This window comes from Nonomuraea sp. NPDC001636, from assembly GCF_040298265.1.
Classification (GTDB): Bacteria; Actinomycetota; Actinomycetes; order Streptosporangiales; family Streptosporangiaceae; genus Nonomuraea.
Genome location: NZ_JBEOZT010000031.1, coordinates 1 through 18,338 on the forward strand (window position 1 = coordinate 1; position 18,338 = coordinate 18,338).

At 64.5% G+C, this 18,338-nt stretch carries 16 protein-coding genes; 9 read left to right on the top strand and 7 right to left on the bottom strand.

What is annotated here, in order from left to right; all coding sequences use genetic code 11:
* Positions 1-326: 326 nt before the first annotated feature.
* Genes ABT158_RS41265 through ABT158_RS41275 form a run of 3 tightly spaced genes read left to right on the top strand, consistent with a single transcriptional unit; the run spans position 327 to position 2,132 of the window.
* A complete protein-coding gene (locus ABT158_RS41265; RefSeq protein ID WP_352363174.1) occupies positions 327-566 on the top strand; it encodes a hypothetical protein in 240 nt (79 codons plus the stop codon).
* Positions 567-570: 4 nt separating this feature from the next.
* On the top strand, positions 571-1,722 hold the full coding sequence (locus ABT158_RS41270; RefSeq protein ID WP_352363176.1) for a scabin-related ADP-ribosyltransferase: 1,152 nt from the start codon (positions 571-573) through the stop codon (positions 1,720-1,722).
* Positions 1,723-1,724: 2 nt separating this feature from the next.
* Positions 1,725-2,132 (top strand): hypothetical protein, encoded by a 408-nt coding sequence (locus tag ABT158_RS41275; RefSeq protein WP_352363178.1) that lies wholly within the window; start codon positions 1,725-1,727, stop codon positions 2,130-2,132.
* Between the two features lie 183 nt (positions 2,133-2,315).
* Here ABT158_RS41275 and ABT158_RS41280 read toward each other — a convergent pair whose 3' ends face one another.
* Both ABT158_RS41280 and ABT158_RS41285 read right to left on the bottom strand, forming a co-directional pair.
* The gene (locus ABT158_RS41280) at positions 2,316-2,996 is read right to left on the bottom strand and encodes a DUF6461 domain-containing protein (protein WP_352363180.1); all 681 of its coding nucleotides are present in this window, start codon (positions 2,994-2,996) and stop codon (positions 2,316-2,318) included.
* Between the two features lie 259 nt (positions 2,997-3,255).
* A complete protein-coding gene (locus tag ABT158_RS41285) occupies positions 3,256-3,636 on the bottom strand; it encodes a tyrosine-type recombinase/integrase (RefSeq protein WP_352363182.1) in 381 nt (126 codons plus the stop codon).
* Positions 3,637-3,954: 318 nt separating this feature from the next.
* Here ABT158_RS41285 and ABT158_RS41290 point away from each other — a divergent pair, with 318 nt between their 5' ends.
* Positions 3,955-4,413, top strand: a complete 459-nt coding sequence (locus ABT158_RS41290; RefSeq protein ID WP_352363184.1) for a hypothetical protein — start codon at positions 3,955-3,957, stop codon at positions 4,411-4,413.
* A gap of 217 nt (positions 4,414-4,630) precedes the next feature.
* Here ABT158_RS41290 and ABT158_RS41295 read toward each other — a convergent pair whose 3' ends face one another.
* Both ABT158_RS41295 and ABT158_RS41300 read right to left on the bottom strand, forming a co-directional pair.
* The gene (locus ABT158_RS41295; protein ID WP_352363186.1) at positions 4,631-4,951 is read right to left on the bottom strand and encodes a hypothetical protein; all 321 of its coding nucleotides are present in this window, start codon (positions 4,949-4,951) and stop codon (positions 4,631-4,633) included.
* A 294-nt stretch (positions 4,952-5,245) separates the two neighbouring features.
* Positions 5,246-5,440, bottom strand: coding sequence for a hypothetical protein (locus tag ABT158_RS41300; RefSeq protein ID WP_352363188.1), 195 nt, complete (start codon positions 5,438-5,440; stop codon positions 5,246-5,248).
* Between the two features lie 207 nt (positions 5,441-5,647).
* Here ABT158_RS41300 and ABT158_RS41305 point away from each other — a divergent pair, with 207 nt between their 5' ends.
* The 3 genes from ABT158_RS41305 to ABT158_RS41315 all read left to right on the top strand — a co-directional run bounded on the left by ABT158_RS41305 (position 5,648) and on the right by ABT158_RS41315 (position 10,746).
* Complete coding sequence (locus tag ABT158_RS41305) at positions 5,648-6,154, top strand: hypothetical protein (RefSeq protein ID WP_352363190.1); 507 nt, start codon at positions 5,648-5,650, stop codon at positions 6,152-6,154.
* Positions 6,155-6,577: 423 nt separating this feature from the next.
* Entirely contained in the window at positions 6,578-7,414 is an 837-nt protein-coding gene (locus tag ABT158_RS41310; RefSeq protein ID WP_352363192.1) for a transposase family protein, read from the top strand.
* A 3,026-nt stretch (positions 7,415-10,440) separates the two neighbouring features.
* A complete protein-coding gene (locus tag ABT158_RS41315; RefSeq protein WP_352363194.1) occupies positions 10,441-10,746 on the top strand; it encodes a hypothetical protein in 306 nt (101 codons plus the stop codon).
* 26 nt (positions 10,747-10,772) lie between these two features.
* On the opposite strand, the gene ABT158_RS41320 is transcribed toward ABT158_RS41315, so the two are convergent.
* From ABT158_RS41320 to ABT158_RS41330, 3 genes are all read right to left on the bottom strand, one after another.
* Positions 10,773-14,525: a P-loop domain-containing protein gene (locus tag ABT158_RS41320; protein ID WP_352363196.1), complete on the bottom strand. Its 3,753-nt coding sequence runs from the start codon at positions 14,523-14,525 to the stop codon at positions 10,773-10,775.
* Between the two features lie 59 nt (positions 14,526-14,584).
* Complete coding sequence (locus ABT158_RS41325) at positions 14,585-14,962, bottom strand: hypothetical protein (protein ID WP_352363198.1); 378 nt, start codon at positions 14,960-14,962, stop codon at positions 14,585-14,587.
* 461 nt (positions 14,963-15,423) lie between these two features.
* Entirely contained in the window at positions 15,424-15,813 is a 390-nt protein-coding gene (locus ABT158_RS41330; RefSeq protein WP_352363200.1) for a hypothetical protein, read from the bottom strand.
* A 606-nt stretch (positions 15,814-16,419) separates the two neighbouring features.
* Here ABT158_RS41330 and ABT158_RS41335 point away from each other — a divergent pair.
* Positions 16,420-16,824 carry a hypothetical protein gene (locus ABT158_RS41335; protein ID WP_352363202.1) on the top strand — a complete coding sequence of 135 codons (405 nt, stop codon included), beginning with the start codon at positions 16,420-16,422 and terminating at the stop codon, positions 16,822-16,824.
* Positions 16,825-17,179: 355 nt separating this feature from the next.
* Positions 17,180-18,094 (top strand): YxiH-YxzG fusion protein, encoded by a 915-nt coding sequence (locus ABT158_RS41340; RefSeq protein WP_352363204.1) that lies wholly within the window; start codon positions 17,180-17,182, stop codon positions 18,092-18,094.
* Positions 18,095-18,338: the final 244 nt, after the last annotated feature.

Below are 18,338 nucleotides of genomic sequence, written 5' to 3' on the forward strand. Positions count from 1 at the left end.
GCTCGACGGCGCAGCTCGGCGGGATAGGGAGACTTACCTGGCATGGACTCGATCCTCTCAAGAGATCAAGTCTCCACCGAACCCGGGACGATTCACCGAAGCCCATGTGCTTGACCACCTTCTCGATCAGGTGAGCAGCGTGACTGCTCCGACCAGCCGACAGCCTTCCCACAAGGGTTTGGCCTCCGCTCTCCCAAAGCAGTGCGCCGCATCAACTGACACTTCAGACCAATCCCGGCGATTCGGTTGCTGCGGTGAATGGAGCGCAGTCCAATGGCCTCACACCTTGATCTCAAGCTTGGTCGTCGCACCCGAAGGAGTCACGTATGACCCGGGAGCAAGTGGAACAGGCCTTACGCCGAGCCGAGCAACTCACGGATCAAGCCAAGCCCGGTCTGGATTGGGCACTCTCGCTCATGGCGCAGAACGTCTGGACCGGCCCAGCCGCTCAGCGCTTCGCCGACGAGCTGACCGCTCATCGTCAAGCCCTGATCGGGGCGTGCGGCAGCGCAGTAGACGAACTGCGGGCGTTGTTAGCCCGCATGCCGGCAGACACGTCCGGCTAAGCCCATGGGGCAGCTGGAGGGCATGGTCCCCGAGGGAGTCCGCAGTCTGAAGGACGCGCTGCACCAGGCCGAATCGTCGCTGGAATCTATCGGCGAGGAGTTGTGGAACATACTTCGCGGGTCTTGGCTGTCGACCGCCTCGGCCGACACGATCCGTCAGGTAGCGGCGTGGGCCGGCGCCCAGGGACCGGAGATCAACAAGCGATTGGTGCTCCTGGAACGCATGGAGTTGGACAAGCCGGAGCTGTTCGGCGCTGGGAAGCCGCCGATCTCGGTCGACGGTTCGATGTTCGCTCCAGGCGCGGTCCTGCCCACGGCAGGCGGCTTCTGGGACCGCATCGGCCAGCAGATCCAGGACGCCTTCGACCCGAACCTGACCTCCGGCAACCAGATGACGGAAACGGCCAAGGGCGCGGTAGAGAGCCTGGCCGGCTTGGGCAAGATGGTGATCGACTACTCTCCCACGCGGGCGGTCGTCGACTTCATGGGCTGGCAACGCAGCGTCAACGACCTGGGCCAAAGCCTGTTCTACGGCATTCAGGACCCGGTCGGGTTCGTCAAGTCCGTGCTGGACTGGGACACCTGGGCCTCCAATCCCGATCGGGCATTTGGCCGCCTCATTCCGGACATCGTGGCAGCCGTCACAACGGCTGGCTCAAGCGGCGCCGTCTCCGGCACCACCCGAGCCGTGGGAGCCCTGGGCAAGGCGGCCAAGGGCGTGATCAAACCCAAACCGACGGCCACGCTCTCACGCTTTGGGGAGCGCTTCGAACTCAAGGGGAAGGACGTGCCACCGCTGTTCCGCGGAGACGGCCGGACACTGGAGCGAATCTTCGAGAAGGGTATGACCGCTCGCGACCCGGACATGAGCATCGAACAGCATCTCTCCGGCGAGAACGGCCTGATCGCCGCCTCGAAGAGCAAGAACGTGGCCCGAGGGTTCGCCGTCGGACACAAGGGCTACATCTTTGAGATCGAGGACCGCGGAAACGGCATGGAGGTAAAGTACGGCCCCGGCTTCAAGCACCTCAGAGGCGAGCAGGAGGTCGTGTTCAAGCGCATCGATCCATCGCAGATCAGAGGAGCCTGGAAGCCGGGCAAGTATGGAAGCGCTGACGACGTCTGGATTCCGAACCCCCACTACGTGCCGAGGTGAGCATGCACGATCTCGAATTGGTCAATCTGGCGGACGAATCCCTTCTGTCCTGCCAGGTGACCACGCAGACCGATGGCGAGACGTACGAACTCCGGCTGAATCGAGCAAGCGCTTCGCCCATCAGGATTCGCTCATCGATCGACTTCGAAGACACCTTGCGACAGCTGAGAGCAGAGCTGGAACAGCAGAACCTACTGTTGCTCTGCAACAGGTACCGCCGCGATGCGTTCGTCTCCTCGATGTCACGTCAGATGAGCGAGGGCCTTTCGTGCTACGTAGTCGTCGCCGGGGAACCCGTATCGCCAGAGTTGCTCGTCGAGAGCCTCGGACCCGCCCCCAGAAGCGATGTCGTCACGGCCGAGGAGGCATCGAAGTTCATCAATGAATGGATCGCCAGCTTCGACGATTGACAAGTCTCTTCGAACAGGCCCTCGGCTCCTGTGGTGCGCGAGCTGTACAGCAACGCCGACTTACGCGATCACACCCGACCAGCGAGCATCTACTGCCTGACCAGGCCGGGGTGCCCTCAACGAGCGGTCTGCCCTTCCCTACGGATCAGAAGGTCAAGTCCATTGAAGCCGGAGCGGCTCAGATTACTGCGAGCTGGGAGCGACTCCACACAGGTAGACCGACTGTTCGAGCAATTCCGGCGTCACCTTGACCCCAGTCAGGTACTCGGCCATCGCGAAGAACGACTCACTGCTGTGTGCGGCGTCGAATTCGACCTGCCGCGCGATCTCGGTGAATTCCTCATCCAATTTGGTGAAGGAGTCGATGTCGGAACAGCTTGGCTCCAAGGCCAGACGCTCCTGGCCGTCTTCCATCCAGAGGAAGTCTTCCTGCCCGTTGACATTGCGGAAATGGGAGACCAGCCGGGTGCCCGCCGACAACCGTCCGGCGATGCTAGGGAGAACGCCCATGAAGCCGTTAGGTTCGACGATGAATGCCCAGTCACCGATGGGTGCGATCCCGAAGAAGTGGCTATGCCCGGAGCCGGACCTGCCGAGGTCGGAAACCCCTGCCTTGATCAGCTCCTTGAGTCCCATGGGCGGAAGGCCTTCGGCCCCAGTCCTGGCCAGAACCTGCCCAGGTGTCAGCCCGCGAACGAGGGTGAAACAGTATGCCTCCCGAAGATCGGTGTACTCGTCGTAGATGAACCGGCCAAAGGTGAACCAGGCGTAGTCAGCGGCAGTAGCGATCATGCCGACATGCTGCCAGCCGGGAATGACAAAACGCGGCCACAGATGGGCGCGTCCCCTCTGCGTCAGGCTCAAGCGGGACAGGTGACCGCCAGGAGTCAGCATCAGCAGTTGTCTCGGGGCAGCCGAGTCTGGCCGATCTTGCTAACGCCGTTGCTAACGATGTCCACAGACACAGGTGTACGCCCATGGAACCCGATCAAGTCGGGGAGGTCGTTGAGCAGGTGCTTCTGATGGTGGTGGACACTTGTGGACGATCGCGAACTGGCTACGGATCAGAAGGTTGGGGTTTCGAGTACCTCCGGCCGCACAGCAGGTCAAAGGCCCTCCGGGATCACCCCGGAGGGCCTTTTTCGTGGGCGTACAGCAGCGTTGTACAGCAACACCGCCGAGCCTCACCGTCTGATTCGCCGGTCAGACGCTCATTCAGCCGGTCGAGCGCCTTGCGGGTCTCGGGGCTCGGAATCTGCGTATAGACGTCCATGGTCATCGAGATCTGCGAGTGCCGCAGGATGCGCATCGCCACACGCGGGTGGACGTCGAGGGCGACCAGGAGCGGGGCGCAGGTGTGCCGGGTGTCATGCACACGTATGCGCGGGACGCCCGCTCGGTGGCAGTGGTTCTCGAAGGCCCGGTTGAAGTTACGTGGCTCGATCGGCGTGCCGGTACGGGTCTTGAACGTCAGGTCCGAGGTCTTCCATGCGTCCCCGGCCATCTTGCGCGCCTCCTCCTGGATGCGCTGGCGGTGCCTGAGCGCGGAAACGCACAGGCCGAAGAGAGGCAGCGAAGCGGTCGAGTCCTCTGTCTTGGTGGTGTGCCGGTGGCGGAGCCGGCCACCTGTCTATTTTCTCCGGCTTCACCTGGTGACACTGGGGTGCAACAGGAACAATGCCGAATGGCTCTTGCAGGCATCGAGCGGCGGTGCTGCGTGCCGCCACGCGGCGCGAGGTTGCGGCCTGCACGCTGCGCGTGCGGCTTGGGCCGTTCTCGCGCGGGCACGCCACTCGGGCCGCGTCTGACTAGGATCGCCCTCATGATCCCCCCGCTCATTGCGGCGCTAGCTAGCCTCCTGGGCGTGACCCTCGGCGTGTACCTTCCTCGCCGTTTCGACCAGCGCTTTGCAGCGCGGGCGCGATATGACGCAGCCCTCATGGCTGCCTGCAAGCTCCAAGCTGCTCGGCACGGAGTAGCGCCGAATGTTGGAATGCAGTACACGCGTGCTGTCTCTCAGGAAGAGCATGATCGTATTATTCAGGAGTTCGCAGTAGACGCGGTGAAGTCCTTCCTGCAAGCTGCATCGGACGCCAGGGCGGCCATAGCCGAGCTATATCCGTACTCACCGGATCTCAAGCGGTACTGGGACAAGTTTGAGATCACCGAGGATGAGCTTGAAGAGCTCATAGTGCTACTCACTCAGCGACGTAAGCGTCCGCTCAAGCGATACCAGGTCGAAGAGATTGCCTCCGGCCGGGCCGCTCCGACTCCGGGATGATCGCCGCGGCCGGGGTGGAGAACTGCTGTCGCAGCTGTTCTACGAGCTACTCGGCCTGTCTGAGCGCTTCCGTCAGGCCGTCGGGGGCGTCGATGCTGAGGCCGAGCACGGTCGCCCCATCGCGGGTGAAAGCGATGATCGCCTGGTAGTGGTCGTAGCCCTGAGGTAGAGGGTGAAAACTGCCGCCCTGCTATAGACGTGCCGGTAGGTCTCAATTTCAGATGTGACTTCCGAGCTGTTCAATTGCTGTACGCGCGAAGCCTTGCACACCCTCGCTTGCGCCAGCCGTGAGGCCGGTCGCGATGGGGGCAAGCAGGCCCTTCAGCGCAGTCACAGCGCGGCGCAGCTTGCCACGATCCGGCTCGGACTCAGTGACCTCGGCCAGCGCGTCATCTGCCGCGGTTTGCGCGTCCGCCCAATCCTCGTCGGCAAGGCCAAGGCTCGCCAGCCCTTCGCGGGTACTGATCAGCGCCTGCGCCAGCAGCTCGAATCCTGGGGCAACCTGCTGCTCACCGGAGTTTTGCGCCTGGTTAACCATCCCCCTGTTGTTCCAAACCAACAACTCACGAGTCCAAACATGAAGGTCTTTGGCTCGCGCGGGTTCGTGCTTAAGATCAGCGGTCCTGCCTAATCGCTTGAAATTCCGATCCTATCGGCCGCGCACAGCAGAAAGGCCCGCAATCAGGGACATCCTGAGAGCGGGCTTTTGTGTTTGTCAGGACAATCTTGCTAACGGCATGGCTCCGCTACTCACCCATCGCCTGAGCGCACCGGAGTAGCGCGGCGCTACGCCTTTCCATGCTCGTACAGCACCTGCCAAAGCACCTGGCCCTCAGGTGTCGACATCGTCAGCGTCGCCCTCGTAGAAGCCCAGGCCTCCACAGCCAGGACACTCGGCCCTGACGCTGGTGGACTCGTCGAGTCCGTCTGGGACATTTACGGTTCCCGTGCCCTCGCAGTCCTCGTACTCGAACCAGTACTCGTCCGGATCGTCTCCCGGCCCATCGGCGTTGACGCGCTTGGCCATTGATTCTCCTCAGAATCCCGATCTGAATCTGGCGCCTGACAGCGGAGGCACACCTACCCGATGCCGCCATGACCCGATCATGTTCCCTTTGGTCAATCGCCGCCATGAGCCCGCTCGAACAGCGGCAGAAGCGTGCGCCGTGACAACGGCCCGCTGATTGCAACTGTTCGGTTTCTCTCCAGGATGGAAGCCTGCAATGATCAGCGGATGGAGTTAGTGCTCGACCCGCCGCACGGGATCGGCCCCCTGCGGCTCGGGATGACGCCAGACGAGGCACGAGCGGCGCTCGAAACGTTAGGTCCGCTGCAGCCGACCACCTACGGCGAGCTGGCCCTGCACCTGACGAGTGGGCTTGGGTTCAGCGTGGGCTTCGGGGCGGGGCCGACGCGGAATCGGGTCAATGCGATCGAGGTGTGGCGTCCGCACGAGCGCGACGTGGTGCGATACCGCGACGTCGACATCTTTGGCTTGCCCGCGCTGGAGGTCGTGAAGCAACTCCGAAGCCACATCGACCTCATGCCGAACGAAGACGATGACGGGTTCACCGCGCGAGCATTATACCTCGCGCTGTGGCGACCGTTCGCAGCCGATGACGACCTAGATGAGGCGCAGGGCCACTTCTTCCAATCGGCGCTCATCGCCCGGCCGGGCTACGACGATAGCCCCACCGAGGCAGCGGCCCGGCTGGCTGCTGGGGGCGAACCCGGCTACTGATTAACCCAGGACCGTGCGGTTGCCTCGCTCCGCCCTTCCGACGTCATTGCCGCGTCATATATGGCGCACACTCATCGGCAGAAGAGGACGACAGCACGGGCCCGAACCCTACATGCAGCGGGCTGCGGAAATCCAAAATGCGTGAGACAAACGTCATGTCGTACTCACGATCGTGTCGCTGGGCCTTGCATTGTTTCGGTCCCCGACATGCTCGACTCCAGTGACGTCTCGTGCTCGTGCCGAGCGACGGATAACACACTGAGGTGATCTCGGAGAAATAATGTGGGGTGACTGGGATCTCTGGGACGCCCGTGGTGGCGTTCCGGGCCTTTTGGGAGAAGTCGTCGAAGGCCGGAGACAGACGTGGAGCCTCCGGTAGATGAGTTCTCACCACAAGAATCCCCATCGGCCAGAAGGCTCCACGTGATTGCTCATCGTGCCACGCTCGACGTCTCCCGTGCACTCGTTCACCACGTCGCCCGACTGCTGCACGCCGAACGCCGTCGGCGCGGCACTCCCAAAGGCAGCCGAGCGCTGACCCCGTTCTGGCAGGCGGTGATGATCCTGCGCTGGTTCCGCGGCGAGCACGACATCCCCAAGCTCGGCCGCGATCATCGTGTCTCCCGGGCCACCGCCTATCGCTACATCGACGAAGGAATCGACGTCCTCGCAGCTCAAGCCCCGGATCTTCAGGAGGCTCTTGACCGCGCCCAAGCCGACGAGCTGGCGTATGTGATCCTGGACGGCACCCTGATCGGCGTCGACCGCTGCGCCGAGCAGATCCTGAGCGTCAAGGGCGAGCCGATCGACGCCTGGTACTCCGGCAAAGCCCACAAGCACGCCGGCAATCTGCAAGCACTGTCGGCGCCCAGCGGCCTTCCGCTCTGGATCTCCGACGTCGAACCCGGCTCGGTGCACGATCTGACCGCCGCCCGCACGCACGTCCTGGGCGCGCTGTACGCCGCTGCCGCCCGCGGCCTGCCCACCCTGGCCGACGGCGGCTACGACGGCGCGGGCATTGGCGTTCACACCCCGATCAAGCAACCCCAGGAAAACCAGGTCCTCAGCCCGGACAATCGCACCTACAACCAACTCCTGCGTAGCCTGCGCTGTCTCGGGGAACGCGGGTTCGCCCTGCTCAAAGGCCGCTGGCGGATCCTTCAGCACATCACCGCCGACCCCAGCGCAATCGGCGACATTGCCCGAGCAGCCCTTGTCCTGACTCATTTCGAGCACAACTGGCTACCCGGAATTCGCTGAGATCACCTCACTGGACGAGGTAAGCGCTGGCCGGCGTGGGATGACTGTGAGCTGTTGGCGGCCACTTTGGTGCAGTTCGCGAAGCCTCTACGCTGCAGGTCCGACGATCACTGGCATGAGAATGCGGCGTTCATCGCGCACGCGCGGTCCGATGTCCTGCATTTACTGGAACGAGGTCCTTCGCCTGCGCGCTCTACTGGGGAGGCCGCATCACGATGATGCCGATGGCGTGCCGGTCCTGCTAACGACGTCCCTGGATACCGATGGACGTTCGTAGGAAGCGATCACGACGAGGGCCTCGGTGAGCAGGCATTTCGGACACTGGTAAACGCTGATGGACAGTCCCGAACTGGCTACGGATCAGGACTATCGCGATGAAGACATCCCCGAGGAGTGGCAGGACTTCATTGCCCTGGCTCACAGCGAATACAGCCCTCCGATGGCGACCTGCCTCACGTCGGCCCTGACGCTTGTTGGCAGATCCCTCTCACGCTGCCCGAAATACGCCAACTCCCAGCCCGCCCGTGCCAATCCGGCAGCACTCCATTGTGAACGTTCTACGCCGGTCGGGCTGGCGCCAATTGCTCATCTACTCTCCATATCTCCATGCTTGCACGGTCCCTGCAATCGATTTGTCGGAAGTAACCCGCGCAACCTTCACGAGGGCTATATTTGCGGAGGAATATGTTTGACCTTCACGGTCTGCGCCATCCGTCTCTACGCATATGATCTGGCCCTTTTTTGGGAGGAGTTTTACGTCCTTAGAAGCGCTTAGTTTAATCGATTCTGCGCAATCTTCGGCGGTCGAAGCGCTAGCTGGCACGCTGAAGTTTACACTGAACAACAGCCTAGGGGGTCGGTCTTCACATTCGGCGGTGTACTGAATATCTGACCCCTCGCCTGGATTAATTCGTGGCTCATCCAGATCAATGTAACCATCGCTCTCAAAGGAGCATTTAGATGGAGTGAGGAGGATTGACTTTTCCTTATAAAGCTGCCTGTAGGCGCCCGATATCGCAAGGCTCTCAGGGTTATCCGCCTCCGTAGTCTTGCTACTCCGAGCATCGGAGGGGGGTACAACGGATCTGGTTACAGTAACGGTTGGTGCGTTCTTTTCGGCCGCGGCAGTTTCTCCTTGAGTCTTCCCTGCGAGCAGCCCAACGACCGCTGCTAGGACTGTTGCGGTGGCGCCAATGATTGCGGCCACGACGGTTGCCCTCTGGGCGCCTCCTCCAGACGGGTTACCTTGAGCATTCATTCGCTACCTCCATGTAATCACATGTGAGACGCACTATCACAACAGCATGCCTACTCCTATATGCAATCGTTTCAGCTATCAAGGTCTATCGCTCGAGAGCTTGGAAGTGCATGTCCGAGCAACTGACTCTCCGGGCCTTCTGGCGAGACTTCGGGCCATCTACCGGCTATGGATCTATCCAGCAAATCGCAATATTTTGGTCTCTTGCGATAGTTTTGGTGCATCCAAAATAGGCGGTTTCCTCGCGTACTCGCTGTGTGTGAGGGGTGTAGATGTGGACGTCGAGGCCGGGTCGACCGCGCGGCGCATCCGCGGCCTCACCCCATGCCTGGACGGCACCAGAGCGGCGCCCTCGGCCCTTCCGGCCCAAGCAATCCGCGTTCCACTACGCCTGGAATACGCCGTCGAGCTGGAGAAAATAGAATATCCATGAAATGGCCACGCCGGCGGGCTGCTCGCGTCGTGTGTCTTCGCAGGTCACATGAGCCTTACTGGAGCAAATTCACATTGTCCAGACTATCCGTATAGAAAATGACACGCTCGATTTTGGATGAGGAACTCTGATCGGGAAGGAGGAAAGAGCTCGTCGCACTTCGCCGCGATCCAAGGAGCCGAGCGTCTCCTGTCGCGGTCCTCAGGCACCACGGGGCTGGGCCTTCTTGAATGACGAGGGGGCGTCGCGGTCGTCGTGTGCGGAGTCTCATGGACGTCTTCGTCATGCTGGCGTGCCACAGCCGAGTCACGTGATTGGTGGTGCTCCCACGTCCGTCTCGCCTTGTTCTTCAACTGCTTGCGATCTGTTCGCGGCACCGTCGAGGGCGGAGTCGTTTCAGGAACGGGTGTGCGCGTCGCCGACGAGATGACCACGGCTGGGCGTTCAGCAGGGCTCAGGTGAGGCGTCGGCATCGGCATAGCCGTCGTCCGAGGTGAGGCGTTGTCAGTGCCCCACGCACTCGACCAGATGCTGAAGCTGGCACAGGCCAGGAGACCGACGATGAGCACCGACCGGGGCAGGCGATCCCGATTTCGCAGAGTGGATCGGCCGGGTGGAGCTGGGGGCGAATACGTTCGCCAGTCGAGGGAGTCGGACACGTTGAAGGGCCGGGGTCGATCCTGAAGCGGCAGGTCGGACGGCGGTCGCCGCAGCGGGGGCCGCTCTCCGGGGAGCGGCGCGGGGGGTCGGGTGTGGTGTGCATGGTCCTCCTCTCGGTGCGCGTGCATGACAGGCTGGCGCAGCGTGACGGGCTTCGGCGGGAACGACGCGGCATGGTGACCAGCGTGAAACGACATGGCCCCGGCAGATCCGGGGCCGAAGCGAGACAAGGCTCACTTATGTGCCGAGGGCGTTGTCGATTTTGCTGTTGATCTGCTCTTGCTGGCCGTCGATGCATTTGGCGTAGACCCGCAGGAGCACATCGACGCTGTGGCCGGCGCGCTTGGCCACCTCGGGGGCCGGGACGCCAGCATTCAGCCAGAGGGAGACCGCCGCGTGGCGGAGGTCGTACGGACGCGCGGCCAGTGATGAGGCGGCCTGTTCCGGGGTGAGAGCCAGCTTGCGGCTTCCTGCCAGACGTAGGAGTGCGCCGAACTGGAATAGGAGCCGCCGGTACCCGTGCTGCCGATTCTGCCGTCCTTGGCAATGCCGTACCGGGCGACGTGTTCGCGGAGCATGGTGACCTGGGCGGGCCGCCTCGACGCCAAGAGCCGGCAGACCAGGCGCCGCACCCATGGTGAGTCTGGGACACCGCTCTACCGGACCTGATCCGCTATGAAGCAGCGCTGCTCCAACCCCAACATCAGGGGAGCCCATCGTTACTCCGGGCGGGGGATCACGGTCTGCACGGAGTGGGTCGACAGCTTCGAGAAATTCCGGGACTGGGCAATGAGGCACGGCTATGTCGAGGGCAAGGAACTCGACCGAATCGACAATGACTTCGGCTACTCGCCCGACAACTGCCGCCGGGTCGCCAAGCTAGAGAACCTCGACAACCGGTCGAAGTACCTCCCTCTCGACTTTGAAGATGGCTCCATGAGCACGCGCGTCATTGGTTCCCAACTGTTTCCCGGGGAGTAGACGGCTCCGGATCGGCTTGCCACCGATCACCTCTGCTCCTCACCACTACCAGGGCCTTCTCCTACTGCGCGGGCGGGGTGCATTTCCTCAGCGAGCCGTAGAATCACCAGCGGATCAACCTTGGCAATTGCCATCAACAACGCATGGGATCTTGCTTTGGTCAGCGCCCACGCAAGCATTCGACGAGATCTCTGTGTATTCGTTTGAGCAGTGATCGCAGTAACCGCTTCAACGAGGTAATCCGCTTCACGTATTGAGCGGGCAACGGCTTCGGCCCGGTCGAGCTTCCTCATCTCGGCCAAGGCACCGGCCAGGACGCTCAGTGCCCGGGCTTGGGAGTCCGGGTTGATGATGGTGCGGGCGACGGCCTCGGCATGGTCGATCATCTGCCCTGCGCGGTCAAGCTGCCCCGCCTTGACCAGAGCGCCAGCAAGCTCGGTCAGTGCCCGGGCTTGGGAGTCTGGGTCGGTGATGGTGCGGGCGACGGCCTCGGCGTGGTGGGCCATCTGCTCGGCGCGAGCGAGGTGCCCCGCCTCGGCCAGAGCGCCGGCCAGGCGGCCCAGGGCCCGGGCCTGGGCGGATGGGTTGGTAATCGTCCAGGCGACGGCCTCGGCGTGGTTGGCCATTTGCCCTGCGCGGTCGAGTTGCCCTGCCTCGCCCAGGGCGCTGGCCAGGCGGGTCAGTGCCCGGGCTTGGGCGGACAAACCGGTGATCGAGCGGGCAATGGCCTCGGCACGATAAGTCATCTGCTCGGCGCGAGCGAGGTGCCCCGCCTCGGCCAGAGCGCCGGCCAGGCGGCCCAGGGCCCAGGTCTGGACAGATAGGTCGGTGACGGTGAGGGTAACGGTTTCTGCCCGGTCGAGGTGCCCCGCCTTGGCCAGAGCATCGGCCAGAGTGGTTAGTGCCCGGCCCTGGAACTCCGGGTCGGTGATGGAGTGGGCAACGGCCTCGGCCGAGTCGAGGTGCCCCGCCTCGGCCAGGGCGCCAACCAGGCGGCTCAGTGCCCGTGCCTGGGAGTCCGGGTCAGGGATGGTGCGGGCGATGGCTTCTGCCCGGTCGAGGTGCCCTGCCTCGGCCAGGGCGCCGGCCAGGCGGTCCAGTGCCCAGATCTGGGCGGACAGGTCGGTGATGGTACGGGCGACGGTTTCTGCCCAGTCGAGTTCCCCCACCTCGGCCAAGGCACCGGCCAGGCGGCTTACCGCCCGGGCTTGTGAGTCCGGGTTGGTGATGGTGCGGGCGACGGCCTCGGCGTGGTGGGCCATCTGCTCGGCGCGAGCGAGGTGCCCCGCCTCGGCCAGAGCGCCAGCCAGGCGGCTTAGTGCCCGGGCTTGTGAGTCCGCGTCAGGGATGGTGAGGGCGACGGTTTCTGCCCGGTTGAGGTGGCCTGCTTCGGCCAGAGCATCGACCAGTGCGCTCAATGCCCGAGCCTGGAAGTCCAAGCCTGTGATGGAGTGGGCAACGGCCTCGGCCGGGTCGAGCTGCCCCGCCTCAGCCAGGGTGCCGGCCAGGTCGCTTAGCGCCCAGGCATGAAAGTCCGGGTTGGTGATGGTGCGGGCGACGGCCTTGGCGCGGTGGGCCATCTGCTCGGCGCGAGCGAGGTGCCCCGTCTCGGCCAGAGTGCCGGCCAGGCGGCCCAGTGCCCAGGTCTGGGCGGACGGGTTGGTGATGGTACGGACGACGGCTTCTGCCCGGTCGAGTTGCCCTGCTTCGGCCAGGGCGCCGGCTAGGCCGGTCAGTGCCCGGGCTTGGGAGTACGGGTCGGTGATGGTGCGGGCGACTGCCTCAGCCCGGTCAAGCTCCCCTGCCGCGGCCAGAGCACTGCTCAAGGCCCGAGCCTGGGCGGAGGGGCCGGTGATGAAGCGGGCAATGGCCTCGACCCGGTCAAGCTGCCCTGCTTCAACCAGAGCGCCGGCTAGGTCGCCCAGCGCCCGGGCCTGGTGGTGCGGGCCAGCGATGAAGCGGGCGATGGCCTCGGCGCGGTTGGCCATTTGCCCCGCGCGGTCAAGTTGCCCTGCCTCGGCCAGGGCGCCGGCCAGGCCGCTCAAAGCTCGGGCCTGGTAGTACGGGTCGGTGATGGAGTCGGCGATGGCCTCGGTACGGTTGGTCATCTGCCCTGCCCGGTCAAATTGCCCTGCCTCGGCCAGCTCGCGCAATGCCCGGGCTCGGAAGTCCCGATCAGTGATCGAGCGGGCAATGGCCTCGGCCCGGTCAAGCTGTCCAGCCTCGGCCAGAGCGCCGGCTAGGCCGGCCAGCGCCCGGGCTTGGGAGTCCGGGTCGGTGATGGAGCGGGCAACGGCCTCGGCCCGGTCGAACTGCCCAGCCTCGGCCAGAGCGCCGGCTAGGCCGGCCAGTGCCTGGGCTTGGGAGTCCGGGTTGGCGATGGAGCGGGCGAGGGCTTCAGCACGAATCGGATTGCTGATCCTGCTCCACACCGCTGGCAAGCCAGTGGGGATCTTGGCGTTGCGATCAGTCAGGAAGTCGCGGGTACGAGCCAGCAGCAACATCGTTTCCAGGTCTGGTGCACTCTGCTTACAAATGATCGTCTGGCAGATGGTGATCTCCGCCAGCGCTGCAGCATCTCCTCCGCTGACATCCAGCATTCGATCCAGCCGGGCCTGATCGGTGGCGCAGGCCACCATCCGCCCGAGATCGCCGCTGGTGTGAAGAAGGCGGTGGTAGCCGCGCAGCAGGTATTCCGGAGTGCCGGCCGGCCAGCCCTGAGCACGGTACCCGTCAGCCCAGGTATGGATCATCTGCCGGTACCCGGCTATGTCGGCCTCGTCGAACGTGGCCATCGCGGTGGCTTGGAGTTCCTCGTGTGCCAGCACAAACACCTTGGCACCCTCCCGAGGTCGCCAAGCACTGTCGCGGCTACTGAAGGTCCGCCCGGAAACGGCTCGAAGCCGCCGGTCCACTTCCACCGCTGCTATCCGGGTCAACTCCACCAGATCACCAGCGCTCAGACCGCCCCCGGCGGCAATTAACACCCCAAGCAAATCACGCTCACTCTGATCGCCGAACAACAGATGATCAAGCTCGCGTTCGGCATCTTCCCGGATCACCTGCGCCGCAGAGGAGGGGCTCAGCATCTGCACGATCGCCCTATCGCGTAGCGGATGCCGGGCCGGGACATCCGAGGGCACTGGTGGATGTGGACGCCCCGACACCACCACCCGCATTCCCTCCGGAGGTATCGCTGGCAGCAGCGCGGCAATGCTGTGCGCGTTGCGGCCGACCGTCACGCCGCGGTCCTCATCCAGCCCGTCTACCACCAGCACTAGCCGCTCATCGCGCTCGCGACAGCGCCGCGCCGCCTCCTTCAGCAACCGGGCAAACCAGCCCTGCCGCGTGGCCTCGGTTAGCAGCGTCGGCATCGACTGGCCCAGCAGTTCGGCCAACTGCTCGATTACCACCTCCAGGAAGGCGTTCCGATCGCTTTGACCCGCATAGCGGGCCGTGATGAAGAACGACACCACCCGCAGCCCTGGCGGCGGATGCAGCACGAAGGTCGCCATCAGCGCCGACTTGCCCGCCCAGGCCTCCCCCTGCCACCACACATAGGCGCTCTCGTGATCGCTGATGCAGAACCTGGCTAATTCTGCTAACTCGGCCTCACGCCCCACCAGTTTCCAGGGGAAGATCTGCTCAACCTGATCCCGGTAGGCCGACCTCGCCATCGGCGCATCTGTCAGATACACATCCCCCTGATGGCTACCGGTGTTGACATAGCTGCCCGCCCCACCGGACGCGTCACCGGTGTCCCGGACCGTGCTCTTCATCAGAGGATCGCCCTTTCGCCGATCATCCCTGTTCTGCACCGACCCAGTTCTTGTGGTGCTTAGGTGAGGTCAACGCCGGTGTTGGCATCGCCGTCGTCGGAGCTCGCCTGCCCCGTACGCTTCACCCGTACCCGGCCCGGCACCGCGCTGGCCCGTCCAGAAAACCCGGTATTGGCCCGCCCGGCCCCACTGGTCGTGGCCCGCCCGGTGTGGGAGACGCGAACGCTTCCCCCGCCAGAGGCCACCGGCCACGCCGCCCACACCGCTACCCCCAGCGCAGCTACTCCGGCCAGCGCCGAGACCACCGAGGCGGCCTTATCAGCCCAGTCCCAACCCAAGACCGCGAACACGACCGCCAGCACGGCCACCACCACAGCCGTCCCCGCCAGCACCCATCGCTGCACCGTCATACCAAGCATTTTGTCCGCGTCGACCATCCCGAATCCCTGCGAAACCAGGAAACGTGCTCGATGGCTCCGGGCCGGGCAGATCAGGGCGCATGGTGACGATCGAGTTCAATTCCTCCAACTCCCACATGCGGGGGTCCGATCCCATCGGCGCCGGCTTCGGCCGACCTGCCCACCACTGCGTTCCTGCCGAACCCGCGCCAAGACTCACCCCGACCCCACGGAGGTTCTCGTGAAGCAACTGCCCGCACTCCGGAGGGGCGCGAAGGAATGGGATGTGAAATCCGCCTACGACCTGCTCTACGCCCGCGGCTACCCGGTCGCGGCAGGCGCCGGACGATGAGGTGTTCGGTGACGTTCTGGAGAAGGCTCTGAAGGCGATTTAGAAGGCGGACGGCCGCAGGACGAGTGGAAGGGTCACCCTCGACGACTGGGCCGTCCTGGTGAGGGTGTCATGGGTTCCGGGTGTGGCAGTACATCAACGAGGCTGACTAGCCAGTGATGTTCTGCCGTCGTCTGCGGGCGAGCCATCGCAGCGTCGAGTACCAGCCCCATACTTCTGCGGAGAACGCCAGAGCGGCGATACCGATCCTCAACCACGGCTGCGTTCCATCAGACACCTTCATCAAAATCATCGCAGCCATGAAGCAGACCAAACCGGCTGCAGCAAGCGCGGCCGGAATCGTCCACGCAGGCAGTTGCCGGCCGGTGCGGGTGGCAACAGATCCTGGTCCGGATGCTGCGCCAGAAGTCTTTGTCACCACGCCATTGTCCAGCCCTTCAAGGGCATGTGTGAAGGCTGCGCTGAACGTCTCCAGAGCGCGATTCGAGGCCGCTTCCAAGCGGGCTGTCCGATGCGGGCACTCTTCGGTTGCCCCCATGGCTCATTGAGGAGAACCCTCAATGAGCAACTTTGAGCGCGCTGTAGTCCTGTCTGCTCTCGTCGTCGGCCTCGATGTGACTGGTGCCGCCTCCGCGAGCGCCGCGCCGGCCAAGCCGAAGAGCTATGACGTGTGCTCAATGCCGAAGACGGCGCTGTGCGGCTGCTGGAGCCGCTGTCCCCGCGCCGCAGCCAGTACGGCAAGTGCAAGGCGGGCGCGCAGAAGGTGAGCTGCCGATGCTCAACACCATCCCGGCCGTCCGGCCGCCGCGTGCGGCTGAGTGTCGTCGAAGGTGCCTGGCGTCCTGCTGGTGGCCGTACGCTCCATCGGCGCGCAGTACATGGGATTGGCGGCTGACGGCGACGTAGAGCACGGCCACAAGCGCCGCGGCGATCAGCAGAGCAGTGAACCGGTCCACGGTGGCCTTCCCCTGTAGCGGCGCCAGTACAAGTGACATGGAAAGACGCATCCTTGTAGCGGGTAGCGGCCGCCCTGAGCGGCCAGGGGGTGGGATGGTGGCCGTTGTCATTACCTGGCGCGTAATCGCGGTCCTTACGTCTCGCTGCCATTGTTCAGGTGTCGAAACGAGCACTTGAAGGAGCAGAGATGACCGCCCTCACCATCACCGCCGACCGGACCAAGTTCCTGCGCCTCGCTCTTGTTGCGGACGCCGTCGTCACCGGCGTCAACGGGCTGGTGTATCTGGCCCTGGCCGGGCCCGTGAGCGGCCTGCTCGGGCCGGGTGCGGGGCTGCTGCGCGAGATCGGGGTCTTCCTGCTCGTGTACGGCGCCGCCGTCGGCCTGGTGGCCACGCGTCCCAGGATCGGCCAGAACGCCGTCAGGGCCGTCATCGCGTTGAACATCGTCTGGACCCTCGGCAGCGTGGCCGCAGTCGTGACGGGTGCGCTGGAGTTCAGCACGCTCGGGGGTGTCTGGGCCATCGCGCAGGCCCTGGTCGTGGGGCTGTTCGCCGAGTTGCAGATCACCGGGCTGCGTAAAGCCCGTCGCTGAACGCCTGGACAACCTGTGCGAAGGCATCGCCGACCGTACCGCCGCGCCTTGGAGGGCAGCGGGCGGCCGGGCCGGGTAGCTGGTGACGTGCTCGTCCGGGAGAGGAGCGGGGCGGCTGTTGATCGCGGCGGCGTTCCATGCCACATGGACGGGTCGATCGTTTGCGATATGGAGATCGGCTCCGAAGTTGGGCTTCAGGAGCGTCGGCGCGGGCACTGGCTGGGATTTATTTCAGGCGCGATTCCGCCATGCGATCAATAAGGTGTCGTCCATGCCAGGCCGAGCCGGAAGAAAGCGAAAGACAGACGTTGTGAGGCTGCGCCATCATGCGGACTTGGTTCCGCCGTCCCGGGGCGTGGAGACGGTGAGTACGGCGGCGGGTCCCAAGGGAGAACTCGTCGTTGTGTGGGCCTCGCAGGAGAACTCCGATGCGCTGACTGCACGGACTGTGGCCTCCGATGGGGCATCGTTTCCCCACTCGCGTACGGCCGCGCCAGTCTCGCTGCATGTCGCCACGTACCGTCCCCATCTGACGGGGTCGGTTTCCATCGCCCGGCACTCGCAGGCGCACAACCACGTCCAGCCGATGCCGGACGGGGCCGTGCTCTTGGTGGGGGCACGGTGCCGTTGGCGGGACGGAGCGGCCGAGTCCAACGCCGCCGTCTACGATGCCGATGGAAAGCTCCTGCGAAGGGGCGTGCTGGGGGACGGAATCGCCGACGTGCAGGCGACGCTTTCCGGCGACATATGGGTGAGCTATTTCGACGAAGGCGTGTTCGGCAACTTCGGCTGGGGGGAGAAAGGCAACCCTGCCCCCATCGGCTCCCCCGGTCTCATCCGCTTCGGGGCTGATCTGGCTCCCGCGTGGCGATATCCGTACGACGGTCAGTTCGACGCGATCTCCGACTGCTACGCGCTGAACGTGTCGGGGAATGATGCGTGGGCCTACTACTACACCGACTTTCCGATTGTGCGGGTTCGAGCCGGCGCGGTTGATGGCTGGTCCACGGAGGTGAGGGGCGCCCATGCGCTCGTTGTCGCCGGCGACCGGGTGGCGCTTTTCGGCGGATATGCAGGACATCGGCATCGGGTGGTCATCGGGAGCATCAAGGGAGAGGGTTTTTCGGTGAATCGTCCCGCCCGGCTGGTGATGCCCGACGGACGGCCGGTTCCCAGGGCGGCGGTCGTGCTGGGGCGGGGAAGTGAGCTGCATGTCGTCGTGGGCACCACTTGGTTGAAGGCGGGGTTCGAGGACCTGGCGTCGGCGTGAGTGGTCGAACGGCATGTGCGGGGTCTGTGTCAGTCGAGTGGCCGTAGTTTGCGGCCTTTGGCGAGAACGTGGCCGAGGATCGATCGGCTTGGACGACATCGCCGTCGGCGTCGCCGTCCACCTCGCCGGCCTCGACCTCGCCGGGACCGGCGACTTCGAGCTCTCCGGGTCCGGCGGGTGTGCGTAGAGGCCGGTGGCGGCCATGCCCGGTGCGCCCACGACGGCGGCGGCGACCGACCGCGGG

What these genes read in the sequence shown, in the direction of transcription:
- ABT158_RS41265 (WP_352363174.1), top strand. Translation starts at nt 327, where the DNA reads ATGACCCGGGAGCAAGTGGAACAGGCCTTACGCCGAGCCGAGCAACTC.
- ABT158_RS41270 (WP_352363176.1), top strand. Translation starts at nt 571, where the DNA reads ATGGGGCAGCTGGAGGGCATGGTCCCCGAGGGAGTCCGCAGTCTGAAG.
- ABT158_RS41275 (WP_352363178.1), top strand. Translation starts at nt 1,725, where the DNA reads ATGCACGATCTCGAATTGGTCAATCTGGCGGACGAATCCCTTCTGTCC.
- ABT158_RS41285 (WP_352363182.1), bottom strand. Translation starts at nt 3,636, where the DNA reads ATGGCCGGGGACGCATGGAAGACCTCGGACCTGACGTTCAAGACCCGT.
- ABT158_RS41290 (WP_352363184.1), top strand. Translation starts at nt 3,955, where the DNA reads ATGATCCCCCCGCTCATTGCGGCGCTAGCTAGCCTCCTGGGCGTGACC.
- ABT158_RS41295 (WP_352363186.1), bottom strand. Translation starts at nt 4,951, where the DNA reads ATGGTTAACCAGGCGCAAAACTCCGGTGAGCAGCAGGTTGCCCCAGGA.
- ABT158_RS41300 (WP_352363188.1), bottom strand. Translation starts at nt 5,440, where the DNA reads ATGGCCAAGCGCGTCAACGCCGATGGGCCGGGAGACGATCCGGACGAG.
- ABT158_RS41305 (WP_352363190.1), top strand. Translation starts at nt 5,648, where the DNA reads ATGGAGTTAGTGCTCGACCCGCCGCACGGGATCGGCCCCCTGCGGCTC.
- ABT158_RS41315 (WP_352363194.1), top strand. Translation starts at nt 10,441, where the DNA reads ATGAAGCAGCGCTGCTCCAACCCCAACATCAGGGGAGCCCATCGTTAC.
- ABT158_RS41320 (WP_352363196.1), bottom strand. Translation starts at nt 14,525, where the DNA reads ATGAAGAGCACGGTCCGGGACACCGGTGACGCGTCCGGTGGGGCGGGC.
- ABT158_RS41325 (WP_352363198.1), bottom strand. Translation starts at nt 14,962, where the DNA reads ATGGTCGACGCGGACAAAATGCTTGGTATGACGGTGCAGCGATGGGTG.
- ABT158_RS41330 (WP_352363200.1), bottom strand. Translation starts at nt 15,813, where the DNA reads ATGGGGGCAACCGAAGAGTGCCCGCATCGGACAGCCCGCTTGGAAGCG.
- ABT158_RS41335 (WP_352363202.1), top strand. Translation starts at nt 16,420, where the DNA reads ATGACCGCCCTCACCATCACCGCCGACCGGACCAAGTTCCTGCGCCTC.